The sequence below is a fragment of the Methanobacterium alcaliphilum genome (assembly GCF_023227715.1).
Classification (GTDB): domain Archaea; phylum Methanobacteriota; class Methanobacteria; order Methanobacteriales; family Methanobacteriaceae; genus Methanobacterium_E; species Methanobacterium_E alcaliphilum.
Window position 1 is genome coordinate 112,640 of sequence record NZ_JALKIF010000007.1, and the last position, 17,910, is coordinate 130,549.

General features: G+C 31.7%; 18 protein-coding genes. 10 read left to right on the top strand and 8 right to left on the bottom strand.

Features of this window, described 5'->3' with window-relative positions:
* Positions 1–307: 307 nt before the first annotated feature.
* Positions 308–1,531, bottom strand: coding sequence for a tRNA (5-methylaminomethyl-2-thiouridine)(34)-methyltransferase MnmD (locus tag MXE27_RS06710; protein ID WP_248611642.1), 1,224 nt, complete (start codon positions 1,529–1,531; stop codon positions 308–310).
* A 116-nt stretch (positions 1,532–1,647) separates the two neighbouring features.
* On the opposite strand from MXE27_RS06710, the gene MXE27_RS06715 reads away from it, so the two are divergent.
* Both MXE27_RS06715 and MXE27_RS06720 read left to right on the top strand, forming a co-directional pair.
* Complete coding sequence (locus tag MXE27_RS06715; RefSeq protein ID WP_248611643.1) at positions 1,648–2,787, top strand: glycosyltransferase family 4 protein; 1,140 nt, start codon at positions 1,648–1,650, stop codon at positions 2,785–2,787.
* Entirely contained in the window at positions 2,781–3,761 is a 981-nt protein-coding gene (locus tag MXE27_RS06720) for a glycosyltransferase family 2 protein (protein ID WP_248611644.1), read from the top strand. Before MXE27_RS06715 ends, MXE27_RS06720 begins: the two co-directional genes overlap by 7 nt.
* 14 nt (positions 3,762–3,775) lie before the next feature.
* On the opposite strand, the gene MXE27_RS06725 is transcribed toward MXE27_RS06720, so the two are convergent.
* Together MXE27_RS06725 and glmS are read right to left on the bottom strand one after the other, a co-directional pair.
* Positions 3,776–4,714 (bottom strand): class I SAM-dependent methyltransferase, encoded by a 939-nt coding sequence (locus MXE27_RS06725; protein WP_248611645.1) that lies wholly within the window; start codon positions 4,712–4,714, stop codon positions 3,776–3,778.
* Positions 4,715–4,743: 29 nt separating this feature from the next.
* Positions 4,744–6,522 (bottom strand): glutamine--fructose-6-phosphate transaminase (isomerizing), encoded by a 1,779-nt coding sequence (gene glmS, locus MXE27_RS06730; RefSeq protein WP_248611646.1) that lies wholly within the window; start codon positions 6,520–6,522, stop codon positions 4,744–4,746.
* Positions 6,523–6,852: 330 nt separating this feature from the next.
* On the opposite strand from glmS, the gene purC reads away from it, so the two are divergent.
* From purC to MXE27_RS06770, 8 genes are all read left to right on the top strand, one after another.
* Positions 6,853–7,602: a phosphoribosylaminoimidazolesuccinocarboxamide synthase gene (purC, locus tag MXE27_RS06735; RefSeq protein ID WP_248611647.1), complete on the top strand. Its 750-nt coding sequence runs from the start codon at positions 6,853–6,855 to the stop codon at positions 7,600–7,602.
* Positions 7,603–7,643: 41 nt separating this feature from the next.
* Complete coding sequence (purS, locus tag MXE27_RS06740; protein ID WP_248611648.1) at positions 7,644–7,895, top strand: phosphoribosylformylglycinamidine synthase subunit PurS; 252 nt, start codon at positions 7,644–7,646, stop codon at positions 7,893–7,895.
* 31 nt (positions 7,896–7,926) lie between these two features.
* Entirely contained in the window at positions 7,927–8,577 is a 651-nt protein-coding gene (purQ, locus tag MXE27_RS06745; RefSeq protein ID WP_248611649.1) for a phosphoribosylformylglycinamidine synthase subunit PurQ, read from the top strand.
* A 154-nt stretch (positions 8,578–8,731) separates the two neighbouring features.
* Entirely contained in the window at positions 8,732–9,439 is a 708-nt protein-coding gene (cobA, locus tag MXE27_RS06750) for a uroporphyrinogen-III C-methyltransferase (protein ID WP_248611650.1), read from the top strand.
* Positions 9,440–9,505: 66 nt separating this feature from the next.
* A complete protein-coding gene (locus MXE27_RS06755; RefSeq protein WP_248611651.1) occupies positions 9,506–10,288 on the top strand; it encodes a uroporphyrinogen-III synthase in 783 nt (260 codons plus the stop codon).
* A gap of 176 nt (positions 10,289–10,464) precedes the next feature.
* On the top strand, positions 10,465–10,734 hold the full coding sequence (locus MXE27_RS06760) for a signal recognition particle subunit SRP19/SEC65 family protein (RefSeq protein WP_342765997.1): 270 nt from the start codon (positions 10,465–10,467) through the stop codon (positions 10,732–10,734).
* 137 nt (positions 10,735–10,871) lie between these two features.
* Complete coding sequence (gene recJ, locus MXE27_RS06765) at positions 10,872–12,284, top strand: single-stranded-DNA-specific exonuclease RecJ (RefSeq protein WP_425438277.1); 1,413 nt, start codon at positions 10,872–10,874, stop codon at positions 12,282–12,284.
* A 92-nt stretch (positions 12,285–12,376) separates the two neighbouring features.
* The gene (locus MXE27_RS06770; RefSeq protein ID WP_248611652.1) at positions 12,377–13,183 is read left to right on the top strand and encodes a DUF7839 domain-containing protein; all 807 of its coding nucleotides are present in this window, start codon (positions 12,377–12,379) and stop codon (positions 13,181–13,183) included.
* Positions 13,184–13,264: 81 nt separating this feature from the next.
* Here the strand turns inward: MXE27_RS06770 and MXE27_RS06775 are convergent, their stop codons facing one another.
* The 5 genes from MXE27_RS06775 to MXE27_RS06795 form a co-directional block, all read right to left on the bottom strand.
* Positions 13,265–13,696 (bottom strand): ACT domain-containing protein, encoded by a 432-nt coding sequence (locus MXE27_RS06775; RefSeq protein WP_248611653.1) that lies wholly within the window; start codon positions 13,694–13,696, stop codon positions 13,265–13,267.
* A 72-nt stretch (positions 13,697–13,768) separates the two neighbouring features.
* A complete protein-coding gene (locus MXE27_RS06780) occupies positions 13,769–15,070 on the bottom strand; it encodes a phenylacetate--CoA ligase family protein (RefSeq protein WP_248611654.1) in 1,302 nt (433 codons plus the stop codon).
* Positions 15,071–15,354: 284 nt separating this feature from the next.
* Positions 15,355–15,975, bottom strand: coding sequence for a superoxide dismutase (locus MXE27_RS06785; RefSeq protein ID WP_248611655.1), 621 nt, complete (start codon positions 15,973–15,975; stop codon positions 15,355–15,357).
* A gap of 197 nt (positions 15,976–16,172) precedes the next feature.
* Positions 16,173–16,682, bottom strand: coding sequence for a ferritin (locus MXE27_RS06790; RefSeq protein ID WP_248611656.1), 510 nt, complete (start codon positions 16,680–16,682; stop codon positions 16,173–16,175).
* Positions 16,683–16,740: 58 nt separating this feature from the next.
* The gene (locus tag MXE27_RS06795; RefSeq protein ID WP_248611657.1) at positions 16,741–17,910 is read right to left on the bottom strand and encodes an FprA family A-type flavoprotein; all 1,170 of its coding nucleotides are present in this window, start codon (positions 17,908–17,910) and stop codon (positions 16,741–16,743) included.

Consider the following 17,910-nt stretch of genomic DNA (forward strand, 5'->3'; position numbering starts at 1 on the left):
ATTAATCTGGAAAATAATTGTAATTATGAAATTTTAATTAATTAAAAAAAGATTACAGATTAATTCTAATATCTAATCAGATTATTATAACTATTAAATCTGATCATTCAAGTTTATAATTTCTTGAGAATCCCTCCCATATTTTATTTATTATATAATAATTAATACAAAATATACTTTATAATATTTAAGTATTACTTTTTAATTGGGAACAATAGTCATGTTTTGAAGCAATATTGTTTTTGAATAAGAATATTGTTTTAAAATAAAAAGAATTTTTATCGGCTACACACGGCTTTAAATAATTTTAAGAGTATTTTGAAATTTCAGACAATCTTTCAGACATATTAATTATCCTATCTCTAGAATTAGATATTCTTTTTTGATTGCAACCGCAGATACAATAGTTGGATTGTAAACAAATCAAAAAAAGAGCATATTTTGACTTTAAATCAGGTATATTTAACTTGTTTATATTTCTTGTTACCCTGCGGCCTAATTTATCCATTTTTATATCTTTCCCCAGGAATATGGGAGTTTTAACAGCTGAAGATAGTTTAGTTTTACCACGAACTTCTTTTCGTTCATTATCACGATTTTTTAAGATTTTTTGCGAGACTAAATTAAAATGTGGATCTCTAAAAGGAATACCTGCATCAGATAAAGCAATCATCCGCTCGTCATTGTCTTTGAGATTTTGTGAAATATTTTTTAAAGATAAAGAGGCTACTGTACCTCCAGATTTTCTACCAAAGGATGGTCCTTCTCCTATATGGAAGCCAGTTTTAACAAGAGCAGATCTAACCGGTGCTGCAGAAGTATAAGTAGTTAAAATTCCGTCTTCTTTTATAATCCGTTTTAATTCACTTAAAAATTCTACAGTATAAAGTTCAGGAGCTTTCAATGGGCTGAATGGGTCTAAAAATATGGCATCATAATGGTTTGAATTTATGTTAACCATAATTTCTCGGGCATCTTTGGAGAAAATACTAAAATTTATATTTGGGGGAATTGTTACTTTTTCAAACTTAAATTTGGCATAATCATTATTGATTAAATGTTCTTCTATGGCTTTTTTAACTATATCGTGGCTATTTACTGGACTGGGTACAAATAATCCACAAGCAAGGGTTTCAATGGAAATTTCAACTAAATCAAGACAGATTTTTATATTTTGATTAGTATAGGCCTGTAAATAATCAATCAATGCTGCGGAATTATATCCCAAACCACTACATATATCTAAAACTTTTATATTCTTTTTATTCGTTAGATTGGAAGGTTTTACATATTTTTCTAATGATTCTGTAATTGCACCATGGACGGTGTGCATGGCCTCACAATCTCCATTTATATCCTCTGATTTGAGAGTGTAAGATCCGTCATCTGTTTTGATTAAATATTTAAAAATTTCTTTTTTGGCCATTTTCCGGGCTTCACAGTCTCCTTTAATTTCTTTTTGAAAATAATATTTAACTAGAGATAAAGCTTTTTTTTGAGGAGTTAATGAATTAGAAGTTTTTGAAGTCATGGTACCACTTTAAAAATTTAAATACTATTTTCTTAAATTAATTAATTAGCGATTAAGTTAAATTGGATTTATATGAAAATATGCATTTTAATATATTGATTATTTAGAGGTCGAGTATGAAAATATGTATTGTATCTGATTTTTTTGTTCCACATTATCAGGGTGGCGGTGAACGAAGATATTACGAAATTGCTAAACGGATGGTAAAGAATGGCCATAGTGTTGATGTTATTTGCATGAAGATAAGTGGTGTAGTGGATTTTGAAGAAATTGAAGGCATAAATATTCACCATATTGGACCAGAAATTAAAAAACCTCCTGAGAGAAAATCGTCAGATTTTATAAAATTCATATGCTCTGTTTTTAAGTGGATTCTGACTCATAGTTATGATGTTATTGATGCCCAAACATATGCTCCACTCTTTCCATCTTTTATAGGTGCTAAAATAAAAAAAACTCCCATTATAGCCACAATACATGATGTTAGTACTGGTGGGGATGATCAGTGGATACAATCTTCTAAAACCGCAGCTATTGTTGAGAAAATTTTGGCCAGAATGCCTTATAATAAAATAATCACTGTGAGTAATGAAACTAAAAATTCTCTGATTGAATATTATAGGGTAAAAGAAGACCGTGTTTGTGTGGTATATAATGGTGTGGATATAAAACTTATTGATTCGGTGCAAATAGATGAAAAATATAAAAATACTATAATTTTTGTAGGCCGATTAGCTCCTCATAAGCATGTGAACCATCTCATAAAAATTATGAAATCTTTAAAAAAAGAAATTGCAGATGTTAAATTATTAATTGTTGGAACCGGTGTAGAAAAAGATAATTTAACTGTTTTAACAAAAAATTATGGTCTTCAGGATAATGTAAAATTCTTAGAAAATTTGGATTACATAGAACTCATTACTGAGATGAAAAAATCTAATATGCTTGTTCTACCTTCTACTCGAGAAGGATTTGGAATGGTTCTGGCAGAGGCTAATGCATGTAAAATTCCAGTTGTTGCCTATGCATCTGGTGGGGTGGTAGAAGTAGTTAAAAATGGCATCAATGGGTTTTTGGTTGAACCAGAAGATTTAAACAGCTTAGAAAAACATGTGAAATTATTATTAAATAACGATTTCGAATCGTTAAAATTAGGAAAAAATGGATATAATATTGTAAAATCAAATTTTAATTGGGATAATATTACTAAAGATATTTTAAACATTTACACTGATTCTGGAGATTTTGAATGGTAAAAACTTACATTGTAACTCCTAATTATAATGGAGTAAAATTTTTAGAAAAATATTTTTCCTCAATCTTTAATCAGACTTATAATAATTATAATGTAATATTTGTAGATAATTCTCCCGGTGATGATTCAATTGGGTATATTACTAATAATTATTCCACTGAGATGAGCTCAGGCAAAATAAAATTAATTCAAAATCCTGAAAACTATGGATTTGCAAAAGCAAATAACCAGGGAATAGAAAAAGCTTTTGAAGATCCAGAATGTGAGTATATTGTGTGCTTAAATAATGATACTGAAATTAAAGAAGATTTTTTGGAAAAACTAGTTTTAATAGCTGAAAAATATCCAAAAGCAGGGAGTATACAATCAAAAATGATATGGGGTCAAAACCCAGATTTAATAGACTCTGTTGGTTTAGAATATTCAAAAAATGGTCTTGGGTTCAATAGGGGAGCATATAAAAGTTTTAAATGTTATAATACTGAAGAAGAGATATTAGGGTGCTGTGCGGGGGCTTGTTTATATAGAAGAGATGCCTTAGAAGATATTAAACTTGAAGGTGAATATTTTGATGAAGACTTCTTTGCCTATTATGAAGATTTTGATCTGGCTTTGAGGTTAAGGTGGGCTGGTTGGAGTGCATGGTATTGTCCTGATGCAATTGTATGGCATTATAAAGGCGGTACTGAAAAACCTCTCAGCGATTTCACGGTTTATTATAATTGGAGGAATTATACTTGGACAATCTTTAAAAATTTACCTAATAGTTTCATTATTAAAAATTTGCATTTAATAATATTGAGTGAAATATCTCAAATATGTTTAAATTTATTGCGCAGAAAATACGTAATTTTTAAGACTAAATTTGTTGCTTATAGTCAGATAAGAACCTTCCTTAATAAAAAGAGTAAAATTCGAAAGGAAGAAAATTTTGATGAACTAAAAAAATTTTTTATTACAAAATGGAGGCTATAATACATTTTCAGTGATTACTTATCTCTTTTCAAAATAAATACGCATTGGTCGCTTGATTTTTTTTGATTTAGTTTATGGGATTGGGTTTTAAAATTTTCTATATCCTTTTTGGAAAATATGCTTCTTTCAGGATTAATTAAATACGATTTTTTATCCATTAATGGTATGTCCTGTTTATATTGTTCGCTACCATAAAATAATAATTCATTTGAATTGAATATAATATCACAAATTTTTAGACCACTTTTTTCCACTAAAATTTTAAAACTTTTTAAGGTATGCAAAAGAACATGTCTTGGAGCATCAATCTGAACCCAATTAACACCATATAAATCCCATATATAATCATTTTTTATTGGCATTCCTATAAGACAAACTCCTTCTTCGGATAGTAAATTAAAAATCTTATTTAATGTTCCTGACTGATCCGAAATGTGTTCAAATGAATGATCAAATAATATTAAGTCAAATTTGTCTGCATCGTCTAAATGATTTATATTTTTCTTTTTAAGTATTTCAGAACTTTGTTCTAGATAGGGATCAATGCCTAAAACGTTATCAAAACCTAAACCATCTAATGCTACAATCAGATCTCCTGATCCACAACCAACATCTAATATTTTTGTTTTTTTTGATATATTTTGAAGAGCGACAATATCAAAAAAACTTTTTTTAAATTTTTTACTTAAGATTTTACCGATTATACTATTTTTAAATAATACGTATTGGATCCATTTTCTTTTGAGGAATTTTTTCATAATCCCATCATTTTTAAAAGAATAATAATCTTTGAATGCATAATATTTACTAAAATCTTCAGGAACATCTATTAATTGTAAACAACCACATTCATGACATTCAAAATATCTGAAAACAGTTTTATACCCAAACATCATCTCTTTTATGTTGAATATAGTGTTGTTAATTTCATTATTACAAACAGTACATTTCATAAAATAACCTAATTTCATGTTAAATTATATTATTCAACAGTAACACATTTAGCCAGATTCTTGGGTTTATCTGGATCAATACCCTTTTCAACACTTATATAATAAGATAATAATTGCAGGGGGACAATGTAGGTGATGGGTGAGATAATTTCATTAATTTCGGGGTCTAATCCAATTAAATCTTCCACTTCTGATTTTAAATCACCATCTTCTTGAGAACCCACTCCGATAACGTGACCTCCACGAGCTCTAACTTCTTCAACATTACTTAAAGTTTTATCGTGGGTCTCACCTGGAGGAACAACTGCGACTACTGGTACGCCGTCATCTATGAGTGCAAGTGGGCCGTGTTTTAATTCTCCTGCTGCATATCCTTCGCCATGGATATAAGTGATTTCTTTAAGTTTTAAGGCCCCTTCTAAAGCAGTAGGATATGAAAATCCTCTACCAATAAAGAAGAAATCAGACGCATATTTATATTTTTGTGCAATTTTTTTTATATGTCCTTCGTTCTCAAGCAATGAAGTCATTTGTTGTGGAACATTCTGTAATTCATCTATTAGATCCATCCTTTTACTTATATATGCTACCAACATGTATATGCATGTTAATTGGCTTACATATGTTTTAGTTGCTGCAACTCCGATTTCAGGACCAGCACGAGTATACAACACATATTCTGCTTCCCTGGTCGCGGTACTACCTAACACATTTACTATGGCTAATGTTTTAGATTGTTCTTTAACCATACGCAGTGCTTTTAGAGTGTCTGCTGTTTCTCCAGATTGACTGATTATTATAACCAGTGTTTTTTCATCCATTGCCTTGGCAGAATATTTAAACTCAGAAGCTAAAATCACGTCTGTTGGCAATCCAATTAAACTTTCAAATAAATATTTTCCTATTAATGAGGCGTGATAAGATGTTCCACATGCTACAAAACATATTTTATCCACATCACCTATCTGTGAGACGATCTCTTCAATATCTTCTGCTTCCATTAATGTATTTTTAACTGCTTCGGGCTGTTCATGAATCTCTTTTATCATGAAATGATCGTATCCGCTTTTCTCAGCCATATCTGGGGTCCAGGTTATGACATGTACTTCTTTTTCAATTATTTCGCCCAGCATATTTTTTACAGTAACGCCGGATTTATTCAGAATTACCATTTCTCCATCTTCGAGATAAATAATGTTATTAGTGTGATTTAGTATAGCAGGAGCATCAGATGCTAAAAAATACTCGTTTTCGCCTTTACCAACGATCAATGGACTTTCTTTTCTAGCTCCTACAATTTTTCCGGGTTCATTTCTAGATATTGCTGCAATAGCATATGATCCATGAATTAAATTCAATGCTTCTTTTACAGATTCTTCTAAATCTAATCCTGTAGTCATATATTTTTCTATTAAATGTGGTATTACCTCTGTGTCGGTGTCTGATTTAAAAATGTGTCCTTCAGATTGTAAAGAATCTTTTAATTCTTTGTAATTTTCAATTATCCCATTATGTACCACTGCTATATCGCCGCTACAATCTGTATGTGGATGAGAATTAGTTTTAGTAGGTATTCCGTGTGTAGCCCATCTTACATGAGCAATTCCCATATCTCCGGGTAAATCAGAAAGACCAACTTTCGCATCGACTTCATCTATCATCCCTTTATCTTTCTTGATGTGTATTTCAGAATCAGGAGTAGCAATACCTACAGAATCATAGCCCCTATATTCTAGTTTTTTAACGCATTCTAAAAGGACAGGAGCTGCTTTATCGTTATTTAAGATACATCCAACAATACCACACATCTTTTCACCTAAAGAGGAACTTGTTATTAATATAAGACACATCAATTAGTTAATAATCTAATAATTAAATTTTTATTATTTTATTTTTATAAAATTTGAGTTATAACATTAATTTTATTGTGATTTAAATTTATAAATATTTTATTTGTTCAATACAATGAATTATGTAATGCTTTTAAGATTATTTTTTATAAATCGTAATTAACTATTCTTTTTATTTTAAGTAATCCTTAAAATGAAATCATTATATCTGATTAATCACAACATATCACTATAATTGAATTTACATATATATAAACATTTGAATAAAAATAACAAAATGGAGATATTATGAGTTTAAAGCTTGGTAAACTAATCTACACTGGTAAAGCAAAGGATGTTTATGAAACTGAGAATCCTGATCGGGTCATCGTAAAATTTAGGGATGATATAACTGCAGGTGATGGTGAAAAGAAGGATATTCTTCAGTTAAAAGGATATTATAATTCATTAATTTCTTCCAAACTATTCGAAGTTTTAGAAGCCGCTGGAATCAAGACTCAGTATATTGGACTATTGGAACCAGGTTATATGCTTGCTCATAAATTGGAAATGATATCTTTAGAGGTAATCACCCGAAATATTGCAGCAGGTAGCCTTTTAAGAAGATTCCCATTTGAAGAAAGACAAGTTTTTGAAAAACCAATCATTCAAATGGACTATAAAAGCGATGAATATAAGGATCCCATGCTTAATGATGATATAGCCATGGCTTTGGGTCTAATTACTGCAGAAGAATTGAATGACCTGCGAGAAATAACTCTTAAAATTAACAAGACCTTGAAGGATTTCTTAGAAACCAAAGGGATTATTTTACCTGATTTTAAGATTGAATTTGGTTATGATTGTGAGAAAAATATAGTTTTAGGTGATGAAATAAGTCCAGATACTTGTAGGTATTGGGATATTGAAACATGGGATGTTCTTGATAAGGATCTCTTCCGTCAAGGAGATTCAGGAGTAATGGATGCCTATAAAAAAGTTGCTTCCATGGTTTTAGATGATGAAGATTTAAAAAAATGGGGCTTAAATGAAATATAACTAGTCCATTTTACTATTTATTGCTGATTAATGGTGGTTTGATGAAATTTAATGTTGAAGTTAGAATTAGTTTAAAAAAAGGGATGCTAAATCCTGAAGCCTCCACTATCCAACGTGCACTAGCCCTTCTGGGTTACGAAGTCCAGGATACAGATACTATTGATATTGTGAAATTCACTATGGATGAAGAAAATGAATCATTGGTTACAAAAGAAGTTGAAGATATGTGTCAAAGGTTACTTTGTAATCCCGTAATTCATGATTATGAGATAAAAATCAAATCCAGTGATTAAATACATTAATTAAACTTTTTTAGGAGATACAATGAAAGTAGGAGTAATAAGATTCCCTGGATCTAACTGTGATAGGGATGTTTTTCATGCACTGGAATTAGCTGGGGGAGAACCGGAATATATATGGTGGAGCCAGAATGATCTTTCTCATTTAGATGCTGCTGTAATTCCTGGTGGATTTTCTTATGGTGATTATTTAAGAGCAGGAGCTATTGCTGCTATAACGCCTGTTATTGAAGGAATAAAATCCTTGGTAAAAGAAGAAAAACCTGTTTTAGGGATATGTAATGGAGCTCAGATTTTGGCTGAAGTGGGATTAGTACCAGGAATATTTACTGTAAATCAAAATCCTAAATTCAACTGCGAATGGGTTGATTTAAATGTAAAAACTAATAGAACTCCTTTTACCAAAGCATATTCAAAAAATCAGGCAATTAAAATGCCTGTTGCTCATGCTGAAGGAAGGTATTATACAGATAATATAGATTTACTTAAAGATCAAGATCAAATAGTCCTTCAATTTAAAGAAAAAAATCCTAATGGGTCTATGGAGGGCATAACTGGGGTTTGTGATGAAAGTGGCCTGGTTTGTGCAGTAATGCCTCACCCTGAGAGAGCTTCAGAAGATATATTAGGTTCTGATCATGGATTAAACTTTTTTAAGGGGATAGTAAAATACTGATGTAAGATAGGGATCTTATAAGAAATCTAAATAGATACTTTGATTCATCCCACTAAATTAATTAATTTAGTTTATTATCAAAATTCCATAAGATAAATGGTAATTAAATGATTATATTACCTATAATTTAAAAATAACTATAGCTGGTGAATAAATGGTCGTATATCTTGTAGGGGCTGGACCCGGAGACCCTGAGCTAATTACTTTAAAAGCAGTTAAAGCATTAGAAAGAGCAGAAGTAGTCATTTATGATAGGTTGGCAAATGAAGAGATATTAGAACACGCCCCTAATGCAAAAAAGATTTATGTTGGTAAAAAAGCAGGCGAACACTACAAAACTCAAGCTGAAATTAATCAAATACTTGTTGATGAAGCTAAAAAACATGAAATCGTGGTTAGACTGAAAGGTGGTGACCCCTTTGTTTTTGGTAGGGGTGGAGAAGAAGTTTTAGCCTTAAATGAAGAAGGGCTGAATGTTGAGTTTATACCAGGTGTAACTTCTGCAATCGGTGTTCCTACTACTTTAGGGCTCCCTGTTACTCATCGGGGAGTAGCCACATCATTTACAGTTGTCACTGGTCATGAAGACCCGACTAAAGGTGAAAAACAAGTTAAATGGGATTATACTGCGGATACAGTAATCGTTTTAATGGGTATTGGTCAAATTGAAGAAAATACACGCGAAATGATGAAATATCGGGATCCAAAAACACCTGTTTGTGTTATTGAAAGTGGAACAACTCCTCAAGAAAAAATTATCACGGGAACTTTAGACAACATCTCAAAAAAAGACATCACTCCTCCGGCTTTACTAGTAATAGGTAAGGTAGTGGATGTTTATAAAGAAATGAAAAGTAATTAATCTATTAAGATTATTCACTTTTTTAAAAAATTATTGTATATACATCATGGTATATGGGGTTCTAATATGCCAGTCCCAAAATCTAAAAAAACCATTGCTATAACTCGACCCATTGAAAGATCTGCAGAAGCAGTGAGTATTGTGGAGTTTTTAGGAGGAAAACCTCTGGTGAGGCCTACACTGGAACTTAAAATATCTCATACAGATTCTTTGAAGGACCTCTGCCATAAAGCAGCAGATTTTCACTGGTTCATATTCACATCACCTGCAGCAGTAGAATCTATTTTTAAATTTTGCCCTGAGATTAAGGAGAGGATTAATCCTCATTGCAAGATAGCTGTTATTGGACCAAAAACGGCAGATAAAATTGTAGAAAATGGACTAAAAGTTGATTTGCTCCCTTTAGAATATACTGCTGAAGGATTACTAGAAAAATTTAAGTCTCATGATTTGAATGGGAAAAAAATAGGGCTTCCTCGAACTATGGCGGCTCGAAAAGTACTCCCTGATGGTTTGGAAGCGAATGGTGCGGATGTATTTATTGCGGAAGCATATGAATCTATAATTCCTCACGATAAATCATTGATTCATGATTTAATTGATAAAATTTTAAGTCTAAATTTGGATGCAATAACTTTCACCAGTCCTTTGACGGTTAAAAATCTTTTTGAAGTTGCAGGAAATGAAAAAAGCAAAGAAATAATTGAAATATTAACTTCTAATAAAATTTTAACAGCATCAATTGGACCTATTACAGGAAAAACTTTAGAAAAATATGGTATAACTCCTATAATGCCACCTAAATACACAGTTAGGGATATGCTTCAAGAACTATTCAATTATCTTTGAATATCTCCTTTAGATTTAGAAATTAAAATCATTTGTTTTAGAGATGTTCTAAAAATTTAATTATCCTTAAAAACCTAAATTATATTTATATAAAAAAGTAAATAAATTATTTAAGATTAATATTAATGCTAAAAGGGTAAATTGATTTTAAGGAGGATTCTAATATCAAAACCATTATTTGGCCAGTTTATATTGACTCAAAAAGAAGTAGAAATGAAGGGAGAAAAATTCCTAAAGACGATGCAGTTTCAGCACCGAGTTTAAGTGAAATATCCCGAGCTGCGCGTAAACTAAATTTTAGTCCGGAAACTGAAAGCAGTAAATCATATCCTGGTTTGTGGTATGAATCATCAGGTAGGGTAATTGTTGAAAGGAATGAAATCTCTAAAAAAGAACTGCTCTTGAAAATAAGTAATATGATTAATGGTTCTAGAAAAAATAAATAAACTAAATTAATTTTTAGAAAAATGGCTTTGAATTACTTGTCATTAAACTTGTTTCAGAGGCAATTAAAAATAAAGTTGAGTATGGTTCTAAACTAATATTAGTTCATGCCTTATTCAATCTATGAGAGGAATCTCTAATGAACAAAATGATACCTGCACCTATGGATGAAGCTTTATTAAAAGCTAAAAAAATGGTTGAATCTTCAGAAGATATAAAAATTTACAGTCACATTGACTGTGATGGGATAACAGCAGGTGCTATTTTATCAATTTTACTAGACCGTATAGGAAAAGAGCACGAAATTGAGTTTATTCAACTGGATAAGATTGATGATATTAAACTGGAAAACGAACTAACCATTTTTTCAGATTTAGGGTCCGGACAAAAGATAGATGAACTTTCTACATCTTTATCAAAAATACTTATTTTAGATCACCACCCTTCTTTGAGAAATCCTAATTTTAATAATTCTACTTTACAAGGACAATTTCTTGAAATAAACCCTCTTTTTCATGGAATTGAAGGATCACATGAAATTTCTGGAGGGGGAATGTCTTATTTATTGGCTAGAAGTTTCGGATTTATAGATTTAAGCTGGATGGGGGTGTTATCTGCTGTTGGTGATATGCAGAATAGTTTAACTGGTAAGTTAGAAGGATTAAATAGGCTTATACTAAACGAAAGCACTGATTTGGGAAAAATAAAGTCTATGAATGATCTCTCTATTTATGGGCGGCAAACACGGCCTCTTTTTGTTGCTTTATCATATTTTGGCGATGTAAATTTACCCATAACTAATAATAAAACTGAATGCATATTACTACTTAAATCACTGGATATTCCTCGCAAAAATGGCAAATCTCACCGTTCACTTTGTGATTTAAATCCTGATGAAAAGGGTCGACTTTTTTCAGAACTGGTTCGTATGTTATCTAAAGAAGTTCCGTCCCGATATATTAAATATGTTCCGAAACTGGTTTCTGCTGATGCATATGATTTTGTTGATGAAGAGCCATATACTCCTTTAAGGGATGCATCAGAATTTTCTACTGCAGTAAATGCATGCAGTAGAAATAAAAAACCAGACGTTGCTTTGAATATATTAAAAGGTAACAGATCTGATGCTCTTGATGAAATGGAGGCATTATCTAAAGAACACCGTAGATACTTGGCTCAAAAAATTGAATTGATAGAAAATAGTGATATGATAACTCCTATGAACAATTTACAATATTTTGACGGCAATGGAATAAAAAGCGAAGTTATTGGAACTATTGCAGGGATGGTATTAAATTATGGTGACTGGAGAAAACCTATAATTGGCTTCACCCCGGTAAATGATGGTAATAATGGAACTAAAGTTTCATTGCGCTGTTCACGTCTTCTTGCTTACGATGGTATTCATTTTGGACATATAATTCGAAAAGTTGCTGAAAAAGTCGGAGGAAGCGGTGGAGGACATTCTGTTGCGTGCGGTGCATATATACCTCCCGGCAAACAGCAAAAATTTTTAGAAATATTTGATAGTTCTTTGGAGGGACTCGTTTAAATTCGATGGTTAATGTTAATCATTTTAAAAAATAGTTGGATATACTAACTCGAAATCGTATTGATTTATATTTTAAGTTTAAGGGGATTAAAATGAAAGTTCTTAAGAGAAAAGGGGATTTAACACGTTTCCAAATTTTAGGTGAAATTGCCCGAAGTCAGCCTCATCTCAGGCAAAAAGACATTGCTGATAAAATGGGAATTACTGTACAAGCTGTATCAGAGAATATTAAAGGATTAATTGATGAAGGGTTTGTAGAATCAGGTGCAGGACGTTCTAAATATAAAATTACTAAAAGAGGTATTGAAAGACTTAAAAAAGAAGCCGTACTTTTAAGAAAATATGCTGATGAAGTATTAGGGGTTATGAATTCTTATAAATCAATATGGCCTGCAATTGCCAATGAAGATTTGAAATCTGGTGATGAAGTAGGTCTTTTTATGGATGGGGGAACTCTTTATGCCACGAAATCTCTTTACTCTTCTAAAGAAAATACCAGTGCTTATGCTGAAGTTTTAAATGATGCCTTAAAAGGTGAAGATGTGGCTTTAGCAGGTTTGGGTGGTACAATTCAGTTAGATCCAGGTAATGTGGTGATACTTACACTACCTACAATTGATGACGGCGGATCTAGAGCTTGTGATGTGAAAAAGGTTATGGAAATTTATGAAAAAGGTTTTGATAGGGTAGGGATAATGGGTACTGTTTCCAGAGGTTTGGTTGATAAAGTAGGAATAAAAGTTGATTTTGAATTTGCTACTCCTCAAGCTTCTGTTGCTGCTGCTAAAAGAGGTTTAAATGTTTTAGTTTTTGCAGTGGGTAAAATGACTAATAGTATAATCCGTCGTTTGGAAGTGGAAGGTATTCATTACACACTAGAGGATGTTCGGCTTACCTAAAATTAGTTTATTAATAGATAACTGAAAATTAGGAGTTTATTTTCAAATAAAAAGATAAAATGGAAGTTTAAAGTTATTAACCTAAAGAGCATAAACTTCAGATGAGGGCACCATTGTGGCCTTGCCTTGGTTTAGAACATCAATTAATTTATCTAGGTTATCTGTTCTAAGAAGAACAATGGCTTTATCTTTTTTCTCATGTACAAATGCATATAAATATTCCAGATTTATATCTGAATCATTTAGCATTTTCAAAACTGATGCAAGTCCGCCTGGTTGGTCAGATAGTTCTACAGCTACAACATCCTTTGTTTTAACCACAAAGTTGTTTTCTTCTAATAACTTCTTTGCCCTATCTGGTTCAGGAACTATTAGTCTTAAAATTCCAAATTCGGACGTATCAGCTATAGATAATGCCCTAATATTTATTCCGCCTTCTGCTAAAGTATTTAAAGCTTTCCACAATCTTCCTTTTTTATTTTCAAGAAAAATGGATATTTGTTTTATTTTCATAAAATCCCCTTTTGATTAAACTTTAATATGCTTAAAATATTTATTCACCATCTAGATTGATTGATTTAATTTTTAATGTAAATCCCTTTTATCAAAAACTCTAACTGCTTTTCCTTCACTTCGAGGTAAACTTTTAGGCTCTACTAAATTCACATGAACTCTAAGGCCTATTTCATTCTCAATATAACTTTCTATTTTGTTTTTTATAGCAACCATCTCTTTTATTTCATCAGAAAAGAGTTCTTCTGATGTTTCAACTTGCACTTCTAACTCATCAAGTCTATTTGGCCGAGTAACTATAATTTGATAATGTGGCTCTACACCATCTATTTTCAAGAGGGCTTTTTCAATCTGTGAAGGGAATACTGCTACTCCTCTAACCTTTAACATATCATCAGAACGACCGGTGATTCTATCCATTTTCGCCAGGTTCCTACCGCAATCGCAGGGATCATAACGGAGTGCCGTTATGTCTTTTGTTCGGAATCGAAGTATGGGCATACCGTCCCGACTTAATGTTGTTAAAACAAGTTCTCCTGTATCCCCTTCCCCTAGTTTTTCTGTTGTTGTTGGATCAATGATCTCAGGGAAGAAATGATCTTCGAATATATGTAATCCTTGCTGCTTTTGACACTCAACTGCAACTCCGGGACCCATAATTTCAGTAAGCCCATAAATATTAAAAGCATTTGCACCAAAACGCTTTTCTATTTCATTTCTCATTTCACCGGTCCACATTTCAGCTCCAAACCCAATGGCTTTTAGTGGGGATGTTTTAGCATCAAAACCTTCCTCCTCTGCAACTTCAGATAGGTATAATCCGTATGATGGAGTAAAAATCATGATTGTTGTTCCAAAGTCTTCCATAATTTCTATCTGACGTCGAGTTTGACCAGTGGAAATAGGAATCACGGTGGCCCCAATCTTTTGAGCACCATAATGTACACCAAAACCGCCTGTAAAAAGTCCATAACCATGGGTATTTTGAATAATATCCTCTTCATTTACACCCATCATGGTTAATCCTCGAGCCATAACTTCACTCCAAATTTCCAGATCTTTACGGGTATATCCAGACACAACAGGTTTTCCAGTAGTTCCAGAAGATGTATGTATTTCAATAATTTCTTTTCCAGGCACGGCGAACATTCCAAAAGGATATACTTGTCTTAAATCATCTTTTGTGGTAAAAGGGAGCTTTTTTATATCCTCCAATGATTGAATATCTTCAGGTGTTAAATTCATTTCCTGAAACTTTTGTTTATAATAAGGAACATTTTTATAAGCTCTATGTACAATGTCCTGTAATTTCTTTAATTGTAGTTCTTCTAAGTCTTCTCTAGACATACATTCTACTTCTTCATTCCAGATCATTTAATCAAATCCCGAAAACTATGAATTACTTGTTTATAACATAATCCGTTTCAATACTAGGATTAAATCATATAGATTTATATTTATAACTTATATTTAACAATACAATGGTTAAGTTAATTTTGAATTATATATTTATAACTTATATTTAACGTGATTGTATTATTTCTCTTTTAATAGTAACTACTTATTAAAGTGGGCATTTTGGAATTATAATATTGAAAAATAAGAATTTTAATTTAATTTAAAATAAGAAAAAATTTATTGAAAAAATAAAAAATATATCATAATGGTGAATTTAACCATTTTTGCACTCTATTGTTCACTTCGTCCCAGTTTATCAAGTTCCAGAATGCTTGAACATAGTCCGGCCTTACATTTTTATAATCCAAGTAGTAAGCATGCTCCCAGACATCCAGAACCATGATCACTGGGAATTTAGGAATGACATTCACATTGTGCTTTTCTATTTGTTCAATGAAAATTCGATCAGTTCGCCGGCAAAGTGTAAGTACAGCCCATCCAGATCCTTCAGTACTAATTGCAGCCTGTGAAAACTCTTTTTTAAATCTTTCAAAGTTTTTGAAATCTTTTTCAATGTATTCTTTGATTATCCCTGAGGGTTCTCCTCCGCATTTATCTGCAGGGCCCATATTTTCCCAGAAAAACTTGTGTAAAAGGAAACCGCTCACATGGAAAGATAATTCTTTATAGGTGGATTTTATATCAAAATCTTCTCCTTTTTCACGAGATTCATCAAACTTTTTTAGAACTGCATTTGCACCATCAACGTATGCTTGGTGATGTTTAGAATGGTGAATGGTTAGTTGTTCCTTGGAAATATAAGGTTCCAAATCTTTATATTCATACGGCAGCTCTGGTAGTTTGTAAAACTTTTTTCCCATTTCATATTCCCCTTTTTATTTCAGATGATTTATTATACTACATAATTAATTTGTATTTCATTTAATTTAATATTTCTTAAATAAAATATATTTTTTCTACGATTTTTTTAGAAACCTAACTCTAGAAAAATAATAAAAAATTATTTATAAATCTATGAAAACAAGAGAAATTTCAATAAAAAAATATGAAAAAAGGATCATTCAGCAGATGGGGCATTAAAAACTCTTTTTGCCAGTTCACTGTCAACCATCAAAAGACCACTAGCTGAATCACTGGCTAATCTTACTTTTTGAAGAACTCCTCCAGCAGATTCTTCTTCTTCTACTTGCTCTGCTACAAACCATTGAAGGAAATTGTTAGTAGCATGATCCTTTTCATTCACTGCTAGATTCACCAGTTCATTAATAAGTCCTGTAACCTTTTTTTCGTGATTTAAAACATGTTCAGAAACTGCTAAAGGTGAATCCCATTCTTTTTGGGGTTTTTCAATTGTATTTAATATTACCCTGGATCCTCTTTGTATTAGGTAATCATAAAATTTCATCCCATGTGTTAATTCTTCCTGGGCTTGTATTCTCATCCAATTAGCAAATCCTGGAAGATCCGTATCTTCATAATATGCTGCCATGGCCAGGTAAAGATAGGCAGAGTATAATTCCGCATTTAATTGCCCATTAAGTGCTTCTTGCATTTTTTCACTTACCATTTAAATCCCTCCATATATAAAAGAATTAGTTATATTAATTAAATCACAAGCAATTATTTCATGAAAATTTCTCAATTTTATTTACCAATTCATCTAGTTTTTTCAGATCTTCTTCTCTAGGAAGGCCCTTTATAAGCACAGAATCAAAATAATCTAAATTTAAATTTTCAAGCAGCTTTTTAGTTTCTTCTTCTATGAGGGTTCCCCATCCATATGATCCAATAATTGAGGCGTAATTGAGTTTAGGTCTTAATGCATTTACTAGATATAATGCTTGAGCCATTAAAGGATGTGGTTTGGTTAAAACTGTTGGTGCTGCAATTATTATTGTAGAAGCATCAACTAGAGATATTAAAAATTCACCTAAATCCATTTTTGCAAGATTAAATGGTTTAACCACAATTTCCATTTCCATTAATTGATTTACTATATGCTGAACCATTATGTCGGTGCTGCCATGCATGGAAATATGGGGTATTATTACCTCTTTCAGGGTCTTATTTGACGACCAATCAGAGTATGCAGTAATAATTTCATTAACTTTTTTAGTTAAGGGACCATGTGATGGGGCTATGATTTTAATATTTAAATCCTTAACTTTTTTAATATTATTTTGAACCATAGGGCGGAAAGGCATCATTAACTCCGCATAATATCTTTTAGCAGGAATTAATGAATTAAATTCATTTAAGTCGTCTCCAAATAATTCACTGGTAGCCATATGGGATCCAAAAAAATCACATGAAAATAAAATTTTCTCCTGATGAAGGTAGGTTACCATGGTATCTGGCCAATGAACCCAGGGAGTTATAATAAATTCTAGAGTTTTATCTCCTAAGGATAATTTTTCACTATCAGATACAACTTTAAATTTTTCATCAGGAATATGGAGCAATGTTTTAAGAAATTCTCTGCACTTGCTACTTGTTACAATCTGCGCATCAGGATATTTTTCAAGAATAACGGGGATTGAACCTGAATGATCCTGTTCAGCATGGTTGGAAATTATGTAATCAATGTTTGCTGTCAGCTCATCTAAGTTATTTATCAGTTCATTTGTTTTTACAGGATCTACAGTATCAATAAGGGCAGTTTTTTCGCTACCTTTAATAAGAAATGAGTTATAACTGGTTCCTTGAGGCAATGGAATTAATTCATCAAATGTTTGCCGATCCCAATCAATAACTCCTACTGAGTAAACCCCTTCTTCTATTATCCTATATGACAT